Consider the following 16,384-nt stretch of genomic DNA (forward strand, 5'->3'; position numbering starts at 1 on the left):
ATAAAAATTTAGCCCAATATAAATATCTAGCTTGGTGGCTCAGGACTTTCGGGTTGCATGGCAGACATAAGTGCTGCCGCAATAATCAATCCGCCGCCTAGCCATTCATTCCAAGTCATCGCCTCGTTAGCCAAGTAATACGAGGCAACTGCGGCCACTACCAATTCAAACATAAACAATACCGATGCGCGTATCGCAGGCATTTTTGTCACGCCATACTGCACAAAAATCGTCGCAGAAGTCAGTAGCAATGCAATCAACACCATGAGCTGCCACTGTGTTGCATGAAATGCTGTCACCGGCGGGATAGATTGACCGAGTATTGGTAGCAGTACACAAGCCATACCAGCTACCCCAACCCATATCAGCATGGATTTTGCTGCAATGCTTAAATGGGTGGAGCGTCGCGTAATGACATTGGTGAGCGAAAACCCAATGCCTGAAGAAAGTGCCAGCCATTCAGCTTGGTTGCGCGGTAGCGGCCAGTCTGTGCTGTTAAAATCATGTAGCATCACCAGCGCGCCAATCAAAGAAATGACGATGGCAATCATGCCTTGGCGATAAATAGGCTCTTTTAACCAGAGATGCGCCAATATCAGCGTCCACAGCGGAGATAAGTAAAACAGCAACATGACCCGCATGACTTCGCCATCAATCACGGCTAATACATAGCTCAGGTTAGTCCAGCCCGCCACAAAGCAGAGAATAAACGCGTGCTTGGGTAACTGCAGCACGCCGCGCCAATGACGTGCAAACAACACACATCCCATCGCAATAGCGATGCTATACGTGTAAACACTGGAGACCACGCCAGAAAAACCAGCCTCTGCCATTAAACGGTATGGATACCAGATAATGCCCCAGCATACCGCGCCAAATAACAGCCCAAACACTGCAAAAAAGTTTTGATTATTGCTATTGCTCACTATAATACACACCTATGAATCCACATTTACAATTACTCCAGCCTTACCCATTCCAACGTTTACGCGATCTGTTTAAAGGTATTACCCCTAATTCAGCTTATAGTGCAATTAACTTGTCGATTGGCGAGCCTAAGCATGCCACACCTACACTCATTCAAGATGCGCTTGTTCACAATATTGCAGGTCTGGCCAATTATCCCACGACTATCGGTGTTTTAGCGTTGAGAGAAGCGATTTCCAATTGGATATCTCGCCGCTATAACATTCCGGCGCTCAATCCGGAGACTGCGATTCTGCCAGTGACCGGAAGCCGCGAAGCTTTATTTGCCTTTGCACAAGTGGTGATTGACGGCAGCAAAGCGGATCCGGTGGTGATTTCCCCCAACCCGTTTTATCAAATTTATGAAGGTGCTGCCTTTTTGGCTGGCGCTACGCCCTACTTTCTGAATACATTGCCCAGTGAGCACGCAGACCAAGACCATGTGATGGACATTGAAAGTGTGCCAACGGATGTATTACAACGTACGCAGCTGACATACGTATGTAGTCCGGGCAACCCCTCTGGCAAAGTCATGACTTTAGCGCAATGGAAAACGATTTTTGAGTTATCAGACCGCTATGGGTTTGTCATTGCAGCAGATGAGTGCTATTCAGAGATTTATTTTGAAGAAGGCAATCCACCACTAGGCGCTTTGCAAGCAGCGCATCTACTAGGGCGAGATTACAAAAATTTAGTGGTATTCAGCTCGCTATCTAAACGTTCAAACGTGCCGGGCATGCGCTCTGGCTTTGTGGCTGGAGACGAAAAAATCATCGCGCAATTTGCGCTCTACCGCACCTACCATGGCTGCGCGATGAACCCTGCAGTGCAAGCAGCTTCTATCGCCGCATGGAATGACGAAGCGCATGTGATTGAAAACCGCCGTTTATATGCTGAAAAATTCAATACCATTACCCCGATGCTCAACCAAATATGGGCGACTAAAAAGCCGGATGCCGCTTTCTACCTATGGGTACAAACGCAACAAGCAGATACGGAAGTGGCTGTTACGCTTTACCGCGACCTAAACATTACCGTACTGCCTGGCAGCTTTTTGGCACGCGAAGCGCACGGCATTAACCCAGGGCAAGGCTTTATCCGTATGGCATTAGTCGCTTCATTGGACGAGTGTGTAGAAGCTGGTAGACGTATACAGCAAGCATTTAAGTGATAAATTACTTTAATTAATACATTTAATTAATTGTTTTAATTGTATATTTAGTAAAAAATTTCTACGTTGCGCTAAGCCTAGGTATTCACACTTTCGCCAACTCTTTTTTTAAATGGAACTCATCTCAGTTCACTCCTGTCATTCATAGACAGGAGATGGTTTCCATCTTCTCGCTAGAACTTTCTATCAACAAGACTCAACACCGACTGAATGGAGAGCGTCATGAAAGTAGATATTTATAAAAGCGCCAGTAGTGCACACAAGTTTATCTCTGTACTAGCCAATAGCGATATTTCTAAAATTGAAGTACCGGACCCTGATTATGCCAAGTTGATTTTTGAAAGAGCGGCTGTTGACTACAAGGCGAATTCAGAAACGACGGCAGATATTAAAAAGCACGGCTACCATCTACATGTCGTCAAATATCCAATTAATTGAGTAAAGCATGACAAAGGGCGTGTTAGCAGAAATCTAACACGCTTATTCTTTGCGTTTAGGCTCAAAGAATAAGGACTCAGAGCAAAAAGTTTTGTACGGCCTTCATGACTTGTGTATTCAGTTGCGCATCCAAACAGTCTAGCGCAAGCGTATCATCCATACCGCGTAACCAAGTCAGCTGGCGTTTGGCCAATTGACGTGTTGCAAAAATACCTCGGTCACATAACTCTTCCAGCGAATATTGTCCCTGCATATATTCCAGTACTTGGCGATAACCCACACAGCGCATTGAAGTACTGTCCATGGTGAGTGTTGGATACTTTTCTAGCAGTACACGCACCTCTTCGACCAAGCCATCGTTTAGCATTTGCTGAAAACGTATGGCAATACGCGCGTGTAATACGCTGCGGTCACTGGGGATCAGTGCAACCTTTAACACACGATAAGGCAATGTCTGCGCCTGCTGCTTGGCATGCAGTTGTGTCATGGTTTCCCCAGCAATCGCATAGACTTCTAGTGCGCGTTGTATGCGCTGCATGTCGTTAGGCATTAAGCGTGCCGCCGTTTCTGGATCTATTTGCGCCAATTTAGCATGCATGCCGGGCCAGCCAATAGCAGCCGCTACGGCATCTATTTGCGCACGCATTGTGGCATCGGCTTCTGGCAATCCACTTAAGCCAGATACTAAAGATTTAAAGTACAACATGGTGCCGCCGACCAGCACAGGGATATTGCCGCGCGCCGTAATCTCATGCATCAAGGCCAAGGCGTCTTCTCTAAAGTTGGCGGCAGAGTAAGCACTGGTAGGCGGGATAATATCCACCAAAAAGTGCGGCGCCTGCTTTAACACAGCCGGCTCAGGTTTGGCGGTGCCGATATTCATGTCTTTAAACACCAGCGCAGAATCGACACTGATCAGTTCTACCGGTAAGTGCTGCTTTAAATATACGGCCGCATTGGTTTTGCCACTGGCCGTTGGTCCCATTAAGAAAATGGCAGGAGGTAACAAGGACATAACGGCCAGCAATCTATGGTGATGAGTTAATCGTATTTGATATATTTAAAGCGCGGGTCTTCATTCGGTGTACCTTCTAATGCAGAAGGCTGACCTTTAAACCCTTGTTTGTTGGGCTGCCATTGAATGGTTTCTTCAATTTTAGTCGCTAGCTCAAAGTCTTTATCGGTAATGCCTTTGGCGCTGTGTGTGCACAGTTTTACAATCACAAACGCATAAGAAACCGTTAAATCCGGATGATGCCATGCTGCTTCCGCTAAATGGCCTACAGTATTGACTACCATTAACGTGCCTTTCCAGCCACTGGTTTTAAATTTGCGTCTAATCCAACCGTCTTCTAAAAACCAATGCGGCAAGTCAGACTGAAGTTTTTGTGTGACTTCCGCCTCACTATATACACGCTCGTGGGTTGCTGGTTCATCTGTTGTACTCATATTCGACTCCTATCGTTTACCCTAAAAATGCGTGTACTATTTACCACGCATAAACATTTTATCTAAATCACCCATACTCACCTGAAACCAAGTAGGACGGCCGTGATTACATTGACCTGAACGCTCAGTTGCTTCCATATCACGTAGCAAGGCATTCATTTCTGGCACGGTCAGGCTGCGATTAGCACGTACAGCAGCGTGGCATGCCATGGTACCCAATAATTCGTTTCTACGCTCTGTTAGCGCCCTACTCGCACCGTACTCGCGTAAATCACGCAATACGTCGCGCGCCAAGGTCACGGCATCAGCATGTTGCAACATAGTTGGCACCGCCCGTACTGCAAGCGTTGTGGGTGAAAGTACCGCGATATCAAAGCCAAGCTGCAGCAAGCTCCCAGCATCGCTGGCTAATGTATCTTGTACAGTCGCTACTTCTAGCCTATCCGCATTAAAACTCACCGGCAATAGTAGGGGCTGCATCGGTACTTGTTTGTGGTCCAGTGCATCCTTGAGCTTTTCGTACATGATACGCTCATGCGCAGCATGCATATCCACCACCACCAGCCCATGTGTGTTTTGCGCCAGCACATACACCCCATGAATTTGCGCAACCGCAAACCCTAGTGGAAATTCATCGATGTTGGTTTGCTGATTTGGGATAGTACTGTTTTCAAACGTATCGGCATAACATACCGGGCTGGAAAATTCACGCGTATCTGTAGACCCTATAGTTGGCGTTGTGCCAAACATGGTTTGATAGAAATTAGCTGGCTCGTTTGTTGCCAAATTGATTTGTGATTGATAAGTAGGGTACAGTGTTTGCCCATTGCTGGCAGTTGGCGCAAATGGATTGTATTGCACCTGGCTGGCGGTGACTGCATTGGAGACACCAGTGGGCGTTGCTAGCGCCTTGTGTAGCGCATGAAAAATAAAACGATGAATCGCTTGACCGTCTCTAAATCGCACTTCGGTTTTGCTGGGGTGCACATTCACATCAACCAAACTAGGATCCAGCTCTAAAAACAACACAAATGCAGGATGGCGGTCATGATGCAGCACATCTTGATAGGCTTGACGAATTGCGTGGCTGATTAGCTTGTCGCGTACAAAACGCCCATTGACATACACGTATTGCGTATCGCGGCTATTGCGATTATAGGTAGGCTTGGCAGCAATACCCCACAAGCGTAAACCAGCGGCAGACTCGTCTAGCTGAATAGATTCCGCGGCGAATTCGGCACCGAGCACTTCGGTAAAACGCTTTTCCGGCGCACTCACTGCATAGCGGCTCAGCGCCCTACCGTTATGTTGCAACATAAACGCTACATCTGGGCGTGATAGCGCTACCCGGTGAAAAGCCTCTTCACAATGGCCAAACTCAGTGCCTTCGGTTTTAAGAAATTTACGTCGCGCCGGTGTATTGAAATATAAATCGTTCACTTCAATCACTGTGCCGGCATCTAACGCAGCTGGCTCAATGGTAGATACCTCGCTACCATCAGAAGTGATCCGCCAAGCATGTTTGGTGGTTTGCGCCCGGCTGCTGATTTGCGTGCGCGAGACAGAAGCAATGCTGGCCAATGCCTCGCCACGAAAGCCTAAGCTGGCGACTGCTTCCAAGTCTTCTAAGCTGGCGATTTTGCTGGTGGCATGACGCGTCAGCGCCAGTGCCAAATCCTCTTGCGCGATGCCGCTGCCATTGTCGGCCACCCTTAATTGCTTCACGCCGCCTTGCATTAGCGATACTTGAATATCCGTACTGCCTGCATCCAAGCTATTTTCTAATAACTCCTTAAGCGCTGAAGCCGGGCGTTCGACCACCTCGCCTGCGGCAATTTGACTGATGAGCTGATCGGGTAAAAGACGTATTTGCATCACGTCATTTTACCTGAGCCTCTGTCACAAAGACCATGGCATAAAATAAGAATTTAGGCTAAATTCTGGACATATGCATAACCAGCCATTACCTTTATTTGCCACGCAATTTACGCACGCACGCAAACTTAAACGCCATCATCATTTTTATGTAGGGCCTACCAATTCTGGCAAAACCTATCATGCGCTCAACGCGTTAACGCAAGCAACATCTGGTGTGTACTTAGCACCATTGCGTTTATTGGCAATGGAAGTGCGAGATCGCTTGGTAGCGGCTGGCGTACCTTGCAACCTGATTACAGGCGAAGAGCGCGTATTGATGCCCGGTGCACAACATACGGCTTCCACCATTGAAATGATGAACCCATCCAAAGTAGTAGAAGTGGCAGTGATTGATGAGGTGCAGATGCTGCAAGACCCTGACCGTGGCGCGGCGTGGACCCATGCTCTAGTGGGCGTGCCGGCAGCGCATGTGTTTATCTGTGGCTCCAACGCAGTGACCAAACCCTGTATTGCAGCCATTACGTCACTGAATGAAACGTATCAAGTGACGGAAACCACACGGCTCACGCCTTTGGTGATTGAAGACGAAAGTATTTGCGGCGAACGTTACAGCAAACCAAAGTTAAAGTCCAAACTGCAAAAAGGCGATGCCATCATTGCTTTTAGCCGGAAAGATGTACTCACCTTTTCTGCGCGGATTCGACAATGGGGGTTTACCGTTGCAAGTATCTACGGCGCGCTTTCGCCCGAAGTACGCAGAACAGAATCAGAACGATTTAACTTAGGGCATGCCGATATTTTGGTAGCCACTGACGCGATTGGGATGGGGCTCAACCTACCTATTCGCCGCGTGATATTTGCCAATACGCATAAGTTTGACGGTGTTGCATCACGTTTACTCAACGCAACTGAGGTGAGGCAAATTGCAGGCCGCGCAGGCCGCTTTGGGCTCTACCCTACTGGCTATGTCAACGTGTTTGAGGCCGATGAGCGCATCCATATTGCGCATATGCTGACGACCAATGACGATGCTAATTTAAGCAAACTGCCCGTCAGCATTGGCTTTGATCAGATTGAAACACTGGGTAACCAACTGCATACCGGCAAAATTGCTGAAATACTGGCCTATCATGAAGAGCGCAGCCGTTTTCAACATGCGCTATTTGCAGCAGCAACTCTTAGCAATCAAATTCAACAAGCACTATTAGTGGATGCATTTGCACCAGGCATGTCGCTTAAAGATAAATACATCTTCGTCTGTGCGCCTATCGCGCTCAATGTGGCATATGAAAAAGACTATTATTTGCTGTGTTTAAAAAGCGTTGCAGCATCGCAGATACGTGGTTTACCCATTACGCCAGATTGGCTGGCTGGCAACAGCCCAAAGCATTTGGAAGCCGCTGAGTTATTAAGCCATAACCTTAGTTTGTATGCATGGCTCAGTTTTAAATTTCCAAAAACGTTTACGGATGGGGAGCATGTGCAAGCCCTACGCCAACGCATTAGCCGATATATCGAAGGTGCCTTACAAACGCAAACCGGCTATGGTGACACGCAAAGAGAAGGTGAGCTGAGTCATTACCGCAAGCGCTAGCATCTGCGCAAGCATTAACAATGCATTAATTAGATGACTTATTGACCAGTGCTGGATTGGCAGAAAAATATTTTTTCACGCCTGCCAAAATGGAATTCACCAGCTGATTTTGATAGTCATCATCTTTTAATTTGCGCTCCTCCTCCGGATTGCTAATAAAAGCAGTTTCTACCAAAATAGATGGCGTATCTGGCGATTTCAGCACGGCAAAGCCCGCTTGCTCTACGTGGCTCTTATGCAGTTTGTTGATTTCGCCAATTTTAAGTAATACGGCTTTACCCAGTTTAATGCTGTCGTTAATGGTGGCTGCCTGCGATAAATCCAGCAAGGTTTTGGCCAGTTCAGGATCTTTGCCGCCTAAGCTTACCCCACCAATCAGATCAGACTCGTTTTCCTTTTTAGCCAAATAGCGCGCACTGGCACTGGTTGCCCCACGCTCTGATAACGCAAATACTGAAGAGCCACGCGCTGCTGGATTGGTGAATGAATCCGCATGGATGGAAATGAATAAATCCGCTTTCAATTTGCGCGCCTTAATGACACGGCCTTGCAATGGAATAAAGTAATCACCATCGCGCACCAATACGCCTTGCATGTTCTCTTCGGCATCAATTTTTTCTTTGAGCTTTTTAGCAATCATCAGTGTGATGTCTTTTTCATGCGTCCCGCTTGCACCACGTGCTCCGGGGTCCTCGCCGCCATGTCCAGCATCAATGGCAATGGTGATTAAGCGCCCTTTTTTCTTGATGGGCTGCTCTGGTTTGTTAGATTTAGTGTCTGCGGTTGCTACTGTGGCGGGCTCTGTAGGGATAGTCGCGTCGGTTGGGTTATCCGGTAACGGTTCAATAGGTGTTTCGGGGGTGGGCTCAATGGCAGGTAAATCTGCCTCTGCTGCTGTGCCGGATGGCAAAGGCTCCACCACTGGCTTAGGCGTGTCTTTTGCGGCGGTGTCTGCGGCACCACGTGACTCATGCTTTTCCAGCATTGCCATAATAGGATCTTTGTCCGGGTAAATATCCACGACTAAACGATGCTTGTAATCCCCCGCTGGCGCCAGCGCAAATACATTAGGGCTCACCTCGGCCTTTAAATCAATCACAATGCGCATCACGCTGGGTTTAAACATAGCAACGCGAATTTGTTTGATGTAAGGATCGCTGGATAAAATACGATCAGACAGTGTTTTAAGAATGGGGTTGAGGTCTACGTCTTCAATATCCAGCACCAAGCGATGTGGATTTTTTAAAATCAGTAGTTGATGCTTAATCGGCAACGGCGCTTCAAATGCAATCCTAGTGTAATCCTCCGCAGGCCATACACGGGCGGCAGTAATGCTATTGTTGGCGGCGCTTACCCATGGGCTCATTAGAAGCATGGATAACATTAAAGCTGTGCGTAAATGCTGAGTCACTGCGTGTTTAATCATGTGTTCAATTGCTGTAAAAATTGTTGTGCGTTAAGTGAGTTTGCCTGATAGCGCAATTGCCTACCTTGCGCTTGATGACTTAAAAAGATATCGATATCCGCTTGCGGGAGTAAGCGCTGCGCTTTCTCCGGCCATTCAATCATACAAATTGACTGCGTATTAAAATAATCTCTAAATCCCGCCTCTTCCCATTCCTCGTCATCAATAAGCCTATACAAATCAAAATGATAGATGGTTTTATTTGCAATTTGATAAGGCTCAACCAATGTATACGTTGGGCTTTTTACTTTACCCTGATAGCCCATCCCTTGCAACACGCCACGCACAAAGGTAGTTTTTCCGGCACCCAAATCACCATGTAAAAACACGGTCATCCCAGCAGGCAGGTCTTTCGAAAATGCTTGTCCTGCAAGCAAGGTTGCTGCTTCATCGTTTAAAACCTGTGTAAAATTGCACATATTCATGAACACTACTTTAGATAACGCGTATGCTCAATTGGCCGTCGACATTAAACGTTGGGGGCAGGCACTGGGATTTGCCGATATTGGCATTACCGATACGGATTTGAAGCACGCCGAAGTTGAACATCAACAATGGATTGATAAAGGCTTTCATGGTGACATGGATTATATGGCAAAACATGGCACTAAGCGCACGCGGCCCGCAGAATTAGTGCCCAATACCATTCGTGTGATTTCCGCACGCCTTGACTACAAGCCGCCGCAAGCTAAGGACAGCTGGCAAGTCATTGGTGACGGCCAGCAGGCCTTTATTTCACGTTATGCACTGGGGCGCGATTACCACAAAGTAATGCGTCAGAAGCTTCAGCAACTTAGTGATCAAATTGCTCAGGCTGTCGCCAATGTGGAATACCGCGTATTTACCGACAGTGCGCCAGTGTTAGAAGTGGCTTTGGCAGAAAAAGCCGGGCTAGGCTGGCGTGGTAAGCACACATTGCTGATTAATAAAAACCACGGTTCCTGGTTTTTTATCGGGGAAATTTACACCAACCTACCCTTACCCATTGATACACCAGCCAGTGCACATTGTGGCACCTGTACAGCGTGTTTAGATATCTGTCCGACACAAGCAATTGTTGCACCCTATAAAGTAGATGCCAGACGCTGTATTTCTTACCTCACCATCGAGCTAAAAACAGCCATTCCGATTGCGTTACGTCCGTTAATTGGAAACCGGGTGTATGGTTGCGATGATTGCCAATTGATTTGCCCATGGAACAAATTTGCGCAAGTCACGCCTGAGCAAGATTTTCATGTTAGACATGGTTTGGATGACATTACCTTGGTAACTTGTTTTGGTTGGAGCGAGACTGAATTTAAAGAGAAGATGGCAGGCAGCGCTATTTACCGGATTGGCTACACACAATGGCTGCGTAATATTGCGGTAGGGCTAGGCAATGCCCCTACCACGCCAGAGGTGGTTCAAGCGCTTGAGATGCGCAAAAACGATGCATCTCCTTTAATACAAGAACACGTCATGTGGGCATTAAGTCAACACCAAATCACGCACACTTAATATTGACGTCGATCGACGAACAAGCTGTTGCCGATAGATTTCTTCGCTTGTTTTTTTGCACTATTCATCGCCCCTGCCACTTCATGATGACTTTTGAAATGCTCGGGAATCACTTTTACCGCGCCTATGGACATACTGCCAAATGGGAAAAATGCAATATTCCCCATGCGATCTTCTACACGAATACCACCTTGCGCCACATCTTTTTTGTCATAAAAATCAGGCATCACATTCGCAACGGTATTGAGCACTTCATGACACAACACCTCCCAATTTTTAGATTGAAACAACAATACAAAATCATCGCCGCCAATATGACCGACAAAATCATGTTCGCTACTTGCAATGCCACTGAGCAAGCGCCCGACAAATTGGATCACTTCATCCCCACGTCGATAGCCGTAGGTATCATTAAATGGCTTAAAGTTGTCTAAATCGCAATAACAAGCAACAAACGATTCGGTATTTTCTAGTAAGCGATCAATATGCGCATTGATAGGCACATTGCCGGGTAGCATGGTGAGCGGGTTGGCATATCTAGCTGCATTGATTTGTAAATTGGTGATTTCTCTGAGTAAAGCATGACCACTACCAGTGCCCACGTAGACGTCACCATCGACAATAATGAATCCGTTCAACAAGTACTTAGGGTCTGCACTTAAAATTAACTCACTTAGTGCATTGATGGTCATTGTTTTTTGTACCACCAATGGGTCTTTATCCATAAAGGCTGTGCACGATTTTCGTCCATGCAATTCTTTTTGATAACGCTTGGCAAAGCGATTGATCGTGTCATAACGGCTGATCAGGCCTACAGGTTTGTTGCTATCAACAACGGGGATCGAGTTGATGGAAGCATCGGCTTGAAACAAGCCGTAAATCTCATCATTTGTCATCTCGGCAGTGACTGCCTGCTGATAAGTGATGAGGCTGGATACCGTTGCTTGTTTGGTATTGTGCTGATAGGTGTCCATAAACACGCTAATAGCGCTTTTATTCAGCAGCACTTTTACATCATCGGTCAGCATGCATTGAAATTTTGGCAGCGGCCTGCCCAGTAAAAAGCCTTGCGCAAAATCTATTTTCAAGTCTTTAACTACCGCTAACTCTTCGCGATTTTCTACGCCCTCTGCAATGGTCAGCGCACCGGATTCAGATGCGATTTTTTGGATCGCACGCACAAACTCCATCTTAATCGGGTCATTTTGGATATTGGCAATAAAGTGTTTATCTATTTTGACAAAATCCGGCGATATTTCAGACCATAAACGTAAACTGGAATACCCCTCACCTAAATCGTCTAACGCAATGCCAAACCCAAGTTTGCGATATTTCGTCACCACATCACACAGCTGGCTATAATCGCGAATGCTCGAGCCTTCGGTAATTTCAATGACAATTTGATTGGCATTTAAGCCAAAGCGATTGAGCTGTGCCAAGCTAAATTCTAGCGCGGGATTTTGCAGCGATAAACACTCCGGACTGACATTGACGAACAAACGGCCGGGCTGTGCGGATTTGGCATACTCCTGCAAAATGACATCGCGCGCGGCATATTCCATATCAAAATTTAAACCCGCCATATGGGCTGCATTGAACAATGCGATTGGCGAATGTAACTTAGATTCTACCGGACCTCTTATCAATGCTTCATGTGCATAGATGTCAGCGCCACTGATATTCACGATCGGTTGAAACACCCCAAGCAATTTCTTTTCAAGTAAAATCTCTGATATTTCAGAGGGTAACACACTAAGGCTCATACAATACTTTAATAGTAGAAAGACAGGTCACCCTACCATTCTGGTATGAAATTTTTATGACAAATGTGTGTTATGTAGCAATGCCAACTGGGCTGCACCCAACATGCCAGCAATATCATGCGTGTGTGAAGGTGTGACTGAAAGCTTGCCACGTAACACTGGAATAAGATCGGTTTCCAACTGAATATCAAATGCAGTTTTCATCAAATGCCAAGCGTGGCACATACCACCGCCAACCACAATGTTCGGAACATCCACTACTTTCACCACGGTTGCCAGCATTTGTGCAAGATAGATTGCTGCCTGCCGATAGGCTTCTAGTGCCAATCCATCTCCGTCATCAGCGCGCTGCGCTATTTCATAGGCAGATAATCGCTGGCCTGACAGTGTGTGATAGGAGGTGGCGACGCCGCTGGCTGAGGCATATTGCTCCACACAGCCATTGTTACCGCAACCGCATGGCCGTCCATTTGGCTCCACGATGATATGCCCTACTTCCATCGCAACGCCATGTTGTCCTGCAAAAGGCCGTCCTGCATGGATAAGCCCACCACCCAAACCGGTACCTAGCCCAATATAGATCAACCCTGTGTCAGGCTTGCCAGCCAAGCAATATTCGCCGTAAGCCGCTGCCAACGCATCATTCTCCACAATCACTTTTTTTTGCAACACCTCACCCAAATCTTGGGCTAAATTGACATGATCAAGGCCGGGGAAATTAGGGGATTGTGCAACGGTCTGTGTGTTGGGGTCTATAAATCCTGGGAAACCCATGCCAATGTGCTGCACGTCTGGAAACTGCACCAACACATTACGTATGCCAGCAGATGTGATGCTGATGATTTTTTCCCATGCTTGGGAAGGTGAATGCGTGTGGCAAATGTGTGAAAAATCGGCCTGAAAACGCGTTTCTTGTATTAACTGATGCCCTTCAAATACACCAACACGTAAATTAGTGCCGCCGACATCAATGCCAATTACGTTAGCCATGGCTACGGCCGGCCGCTTCGACAACCTCTTTCAATGCTTGCTGATGTTCCCATGACAGTTGCGGCCAAGCAAAGCGCCAATTCCAATTGTCAATCACAGTGCCTGGGGTGTTCATGCGGCAATCACTGCCTAAGCCCAATACATCTTGCATGGGGATAATCGCCAAGTAACCTTTGCTATGCATCACAAGCTCAATCAAAGCTTTGGGCATGACAGGCTCTGTATTTTGTAAATAACGATGTAAATGCTCAATTACATGTGCCTCGGCAAGGCGATACCAGCCTAGTGTAGTGTCATTATCATGTGTGCCTGTATATACCACGCTATTGAGCTCAATTTGTTCGGGCAGATAAGGGTTGTGCTCATCGCCACCAAACGCAAATTGCAAAATCTTCATGCCTGGCAAGGCGTACTTCAACCTTAAGGCATCTACTTCCGGTGTAATAATGCCTAAATCTTCAGCGACCAAATGGATGCCAGGCAGTTGTCGATAGATGCTTGCCAGCAATGCATCACCTGGTGCTACAGCCCAAGTCCCGCCTATCGCAGTATCTTCGTGCGCAGGGATTTCCCAAGCAGCCTCTAGTCCGCGGAAATGATCAATTCGAATCAAATCAAATAACTCAGCTTGCGTGTGCAGCCGCTCTACCCACCAAGCGTAGTCATCTTTGGCCATCGCATCCCACTGATAATGCGGGTTACCCCAACGCTGTCCGGTAGCGGAAAAGTAATCTGGCGGTACACCGGCCACTACCGTCATATGCATGTTTTCATCTAACTTAAATAGCTGTGGGTTCGCCCACACATCAGCACTATCGTATGCCACAAAAATAGGGATATCGCCAAACAACTGCACTTGTTTGCTATTGGCGTAGGCTTTTAATGCAATCCACTGAGAGAAAAACAAGTATTGCGTAAATTGGATTAGATTAATTTCTTCTGCGTATTGGTTAGCCAGCTTTTCCAACGCTTGTGGAGAGCGATTTTTGAACTGCTTAGGCCAGTCAAACCAGCCTTGATGGTGACGTTGGTCTCTTAGCAATAAATATAAAGAAAAATCATCCAGCCATGCGCTATGTTGTTGGCAAAACCGAATAAAGTCATCATAAATGGCGGACTTCTTGGCTGTTTCATACGCAACTTTGAACACTGTAATGCGACACTCATGGCTTTGTGTAGGGCTAATGAGCCCTTGTTCTACTAGTTTGTCTAAGCTAATAAATGCAGGGTTTCCGGCATGTGCAGACAAGCATTGGTAAGGTGAGTTGTCTGTATGCGGCATGTTAATTGGTAACGTCTGCCAAACGCAAATGCCAGTTGCCGCAAGAAAATCTACAAAGCGGTAAGCATCTCGGCCTAAATCGCCGGTAGGTAACGAGCTAATATGTAGTAGTACGCCTGCACTTCGTGTATCAATGCTGATGGGGTGTTTGCATGTTTCAGCCATTAAGCATCCTGTCCTCTGCGCATGGTGCCCGCATTTTCGGAGTTACCGCCCCCTTGGCTGATGGGCTGATGCAAGTTGTCAGGAATAGGTTGATTGAGCAGTTGATACAAATTGATTAAGTTAAGCCGGTACAAACGATCAAAGCTCTTAACGCTATCGGATGCGTTGTAATCGCCAAACCACCAAAACCAATCCGACCCTTCACATATAGCCAATTGGCGTTCGCATGCTTGTTGCTCCGCGGTCGGTAAAGCATTAATGGTTTGATCGTACACTTTCTTAGCCGTGCATAACAAATCCCACGCCAAGTTTTTGGCCTGGCTGCCAATCCAAGTACTAAAGGTGCCGTACACCCAACTCCCGGCTGCTACTTGAGGCAAAATTTTTGCCGGCGGTAATTGGCCAGTGTGTTGCATCTTGAGGATATCGCTAAATGTCGTCATGGTGATAGCAGAGTGATTGGCTAAGGCTTGATATAGCTCTTTAAGAAAATAATAGCCGTTGTATGGGTAGTATTCCCAAGCGTTTTCACCGTCTAAAATCACACTCACCACTTTGCATTGCCCTTTGGGCGTTGCGGCCAAAATCTCATCTAATGCGCGCATAAAGTCATTCACCGCATCGGTAGAGTGCATTTTGGCGTACTCAAAGCCAATTTTGTCGGAGAGTGCGTCATCCCTGAAAAAGCACATCACATCATTTTTACCATTGGTGACCCGGTATGGCTGATAAAGATACTGATGTTTGTCATCTGCGCTTAAATGCGACTTAACTAAGCTATTGGCTAACACACCTTGGCCCGTTGCCGCCCACTGGACACCATGCTCCGCAAGCAAAGACAATGCAGCATGAGATACGGCACCTTCTGCAGGCCACATGCCTTTGGGTACTTGCCCAAATAGGGTTTGATGGTAATCGCGCGCGGACTCAATGTGTGCACGCGCCCTATTCACGCCATCATCATAACGTGCATGCTCGGGCAATGGCGCGTCTGGCATGGCATCTTTTGTCGATGTGAAGTCGAGCAATAACGGTAATATCGGGTGATAGTATGGTGTGGTCGAAAGCTCTACTTGCCCCTTTTCCATCAACGCTTTGTAGCGCGGAATCAACCCTTGAATCGTGCTGGCAATCACATTTAACAATTGTTGCCGCTCTTCTAACGTAAATAACACGCCCTTTTGCATGAGGTGTTGAACAACACTATTTTCACGACGTAAACTCTCGCCACACCAAGCCAAGTGGTACCACACCAACAAATCCGCTTTGTATTGGGCTGATAAATAATGGAAATCATTATTCACCATGATGGGCTCGATGAGCTGGAAAAGTTGTAATAGGCGCTGATAATGCGGGAATGGACTCAGCATCTTTTCATGATGCGATTTAAAACAACTTTCCACGATGAGCCGGCATTGCTCGGGCGAGATATTGGATAAATCCGGCTCAATCAACAAGGCTAATAATGGGTCACGCAGTTTACCTTGTGAAAACTGTTCGGAATAATCCACTAGCTGCTCAAGCAAAATCGGCACAAAGTTAAAGCTAGCTCGCGCCTTAGGATTCTGCTCCAAATGATAGACCATATCGCTATAGTCTTTCATGGCATGTAGATAAGTCCAAGGTAGTACGTATTCGCCAGTACTTAAATCCCGATAATCCGGCTGATGCATATGCCAGTATAGATTTAAATAAAGTCTAGAGGAGGTTGGCATATATAGACTCA

14 protein-coding genes are annotated in these 16,384 nt (G+C 46.8%); 4 read left to right on the plus strand and 10 right to left on the minus strand.

The window, feature by feature from the left end; genetic code table 11:
* Positions 1 to 26: 26 nt before the first annotated feature.
* Positions 27 to 926: a DMT family transporter gene (locus tag A3Q3_RS0102400; RefSeq protein ID WP_020181973.1), complete on the minus strand. Its 900-nt coding sequence runs from the start codon at positions 924 to 926 to the stop codon at positions 27 to 29.
* Between the two features lie 14 nt (positions 927 to 940).
* On the opposite strand from A3Q3_RS0102400, the gene dapC reads away from it, so the two are divergent.
* Positions 941 to 2,137, plus strand: coding sequence for a succinyldiaminopimelate transaminase (dapC, locus tag A3Q3_RS0102405; protein WP_020181974.1), 1,197 nt, complete (start codon positions 941 to 943; stop codon positions 2,135 to 2,137).
* Between the two features lie 222 nt (positions 2,138 to 2,359).
* On the plus strand, positions 2,360 to 2,575 hold the full coding sequence (locus A3Q3_RS0102410; protein WP_020181975.1) for a hypothetical protein: 216 nt from the start codon (positions 2,360 to 2,362) through the stop codon (positions 2,573 to 2,575).
* 76 nt (positions 2,576 to 2,651) lie between these two features.
* On the opposite strand, the gene miaA is transcribed toward A3Q3_RS0102410, so the two are convergent.
* The 3 genes from miaA to mutL are packed head-to-tail and all read right to left on the minus strand — an operon-like array spanning position 2,652 to position 5,899.
* The gene (gene miaA / locus A3Q3_RS0102415) at positions 2,652 to 3,590 is read right to left on the minus strand and encodes a tRNA (adenosine(37)-N6)-dimethylallyltransferase MiaA (RefSeq protein WP_020181976.1); all 939 of its coding nucleotides are present in this window, start codon (positions 3,588 to 3,590) and stop codon (positions 2,652 to 2,654) included.
* Between the two features lie 26 nt (positions 3,591 to 3,616).
* Positions 3,617 to 4,024, minus strand: a complete 408-nt coding sequence (locus tag A3Q3_RS0102420; protein ID WP_020181977.1) for a 4a-hydroxytetrahydrobiopterin dehydratase — start codon at positions 4,022 to 4,024, stop codon at positions 3,617 to 3,619.
* Between the two features lie 36 nt (positions 4,025 to 4,060).
* Positions 4,061 to 5,899 (minus strand): DNA mismatch repair endonuclease MutL, encoded by a 1,839-nt coding sequence (mutL, locus tag A3Q3_RS0102425; protein ID WP_020181978.1) that lies wholly within the window; start codon positions 5,897 to 5,899, stop codon positions 4,061 to 4,063.
* Between the two features lie 73 nt (positions 5,900 to 5,972).
* Between mutL and A3Q3_RS0102430 the strand changes: the two genes are divergently transcribed.
* Positions 5,973 to 7,496 carry a helicase-related protein gene (locus A3Q3_RS0102430; RefSeq protein ID WP_020181979.1) on the plus strand — a complete coding sequence of 508 codons (1,524 nt, stop codon included), beginning with the start codon at positions 5,973 to 5,975 and terminating at the stop codon, positions 7,494 to 7,496.
* Between the two features lie 25 nt (positions 7,497 to 7,521).
* On the opposite strand, the gene A3Q3_RS0102435 is transcribed toward A3Q3_RS0102430, so the two are convergent.
* Both A3Q3_RS0102435 and tsaE read right to left on the minus strand, forming a co-directional pair.
* A complete protein-coding gene (locus tag A3Q3_RS0102435; RefSeq protein ID WP_020181980.1) occupies positions 7,522 to 8,922 on the minus strand; it encodes an N-acetylmuramoyl-L-alanine amidase in 1,401 nt (466 codons plus the stop codon).
* The gene (tsaE, locus tag A3Q3_RS0102440; protein ID WP_020181981.1) at positions 8,919 to 9,386 is read right to left on the minus strand and encodes a tRNA (adenosine(37)-N6)-threonylcarbamoyltransferase complex ATPase subunit type 1 TsaE; all 468 of its coding nucleotides are present in this window, start codon (positions 9,384 to 9,386) and stop codon (positions 8,919 to 8,921) included. The genes A3Q3_RS0102435 and tsaE overlap by 4 nt, the downstream gene beginning before the upstream one ends.
* On the opposite strand from tsaE, the gene queG reads away from it, so the two are divergent.
* Positions 9,385 to 10,458, plus strand: a complete 1,074-nt coding sequence (gene queG / locus A3Q3_RS0102445) for a tRNA epoxyqueuosine(34) reductase QueG (protein ID WP_020181982.1) — start codon at positions 9,385 to 9,387, stop codon at positions 10,456 to 10,458. The two genes, tsaE and queG, sit on opposite strands and share 2 nt — an antisense overlap.
* Here the strand turns inward: queG and A3Q3_RS0102450 are convergent.
* The 4 genes from A3Q3_RS0102450 to A3Q3_RS0102465 are packed head-to-tail and all read right to left on the minus strand — an operon-like array spanning position 10,455 to position 16,373.
* On the minus strand, positions 10,455 to 12,221 hold the full coding sequence (locus A3Q3_RS0102450; protein WP_026361704.1) for a GGDEF domain-containing protein: 1,767 nt from the start codon (positions 12,219 to 12,221) through the stop codon (positions 10,455 to 10,457). The genes queG and A3Q3_RS0102450 overlap by 4 nt on opposite strands.
* 54 nt (positions 12,222 to 12,275) lie before the next feature.
* On the minus strand, positions 12,276 to 13,211 hold the full coding sequence (locus A3Q3_RS0102455) for an ROK family protein (RefSeq protein ID WP_020181984.1): 936 nt from the start codon (positions 13,209 to 13,211) through the stop codon (positions 12,276 to 12,278).
* Positions 13,204 to 14,658, minus strand: coding sequence for a 4-alpha-glucanotransferase (malQ, locus tag A3Q3_RS0102460; RefSeq protein WP_020181985.1), 1,455 nt, complete (start codon positions 14,656 to 14,658; stop codon positions 13,204 to 13,206). The genes A3Q3_RS0102455 and malQ overlap by 8 nt, the downstream gene beginning before the upstream one ends.
* On the minus strand, positions 14,658 to 16,373 hold the full coding sequence (locus A3Q3_RS0102465) for a glycoside hydrolase family 57 protein (RefSeq protein WP_026361705.1): 1,716 nt from the start codon (positions 16,371 to 16,373) through the stop codon (positions 14,658 to 14,660). The genes malQ and A3Q3_RS0102465 overlap by 1 nt, the downstream gene beginning before the upstream one ends.
* Positions 16,374 to 16,384 lie beyond the last annotated feature (11 nt).

This window comes from Methylotenera sp. 1P/1 (assembly GCF_000384355.1).
Classification (GTDB): domain Bacteria; phylum Pseudomonadota; class Gammaproteobacteria; order Burkholderiales; family Methylophilaceae; genus Methylophilus.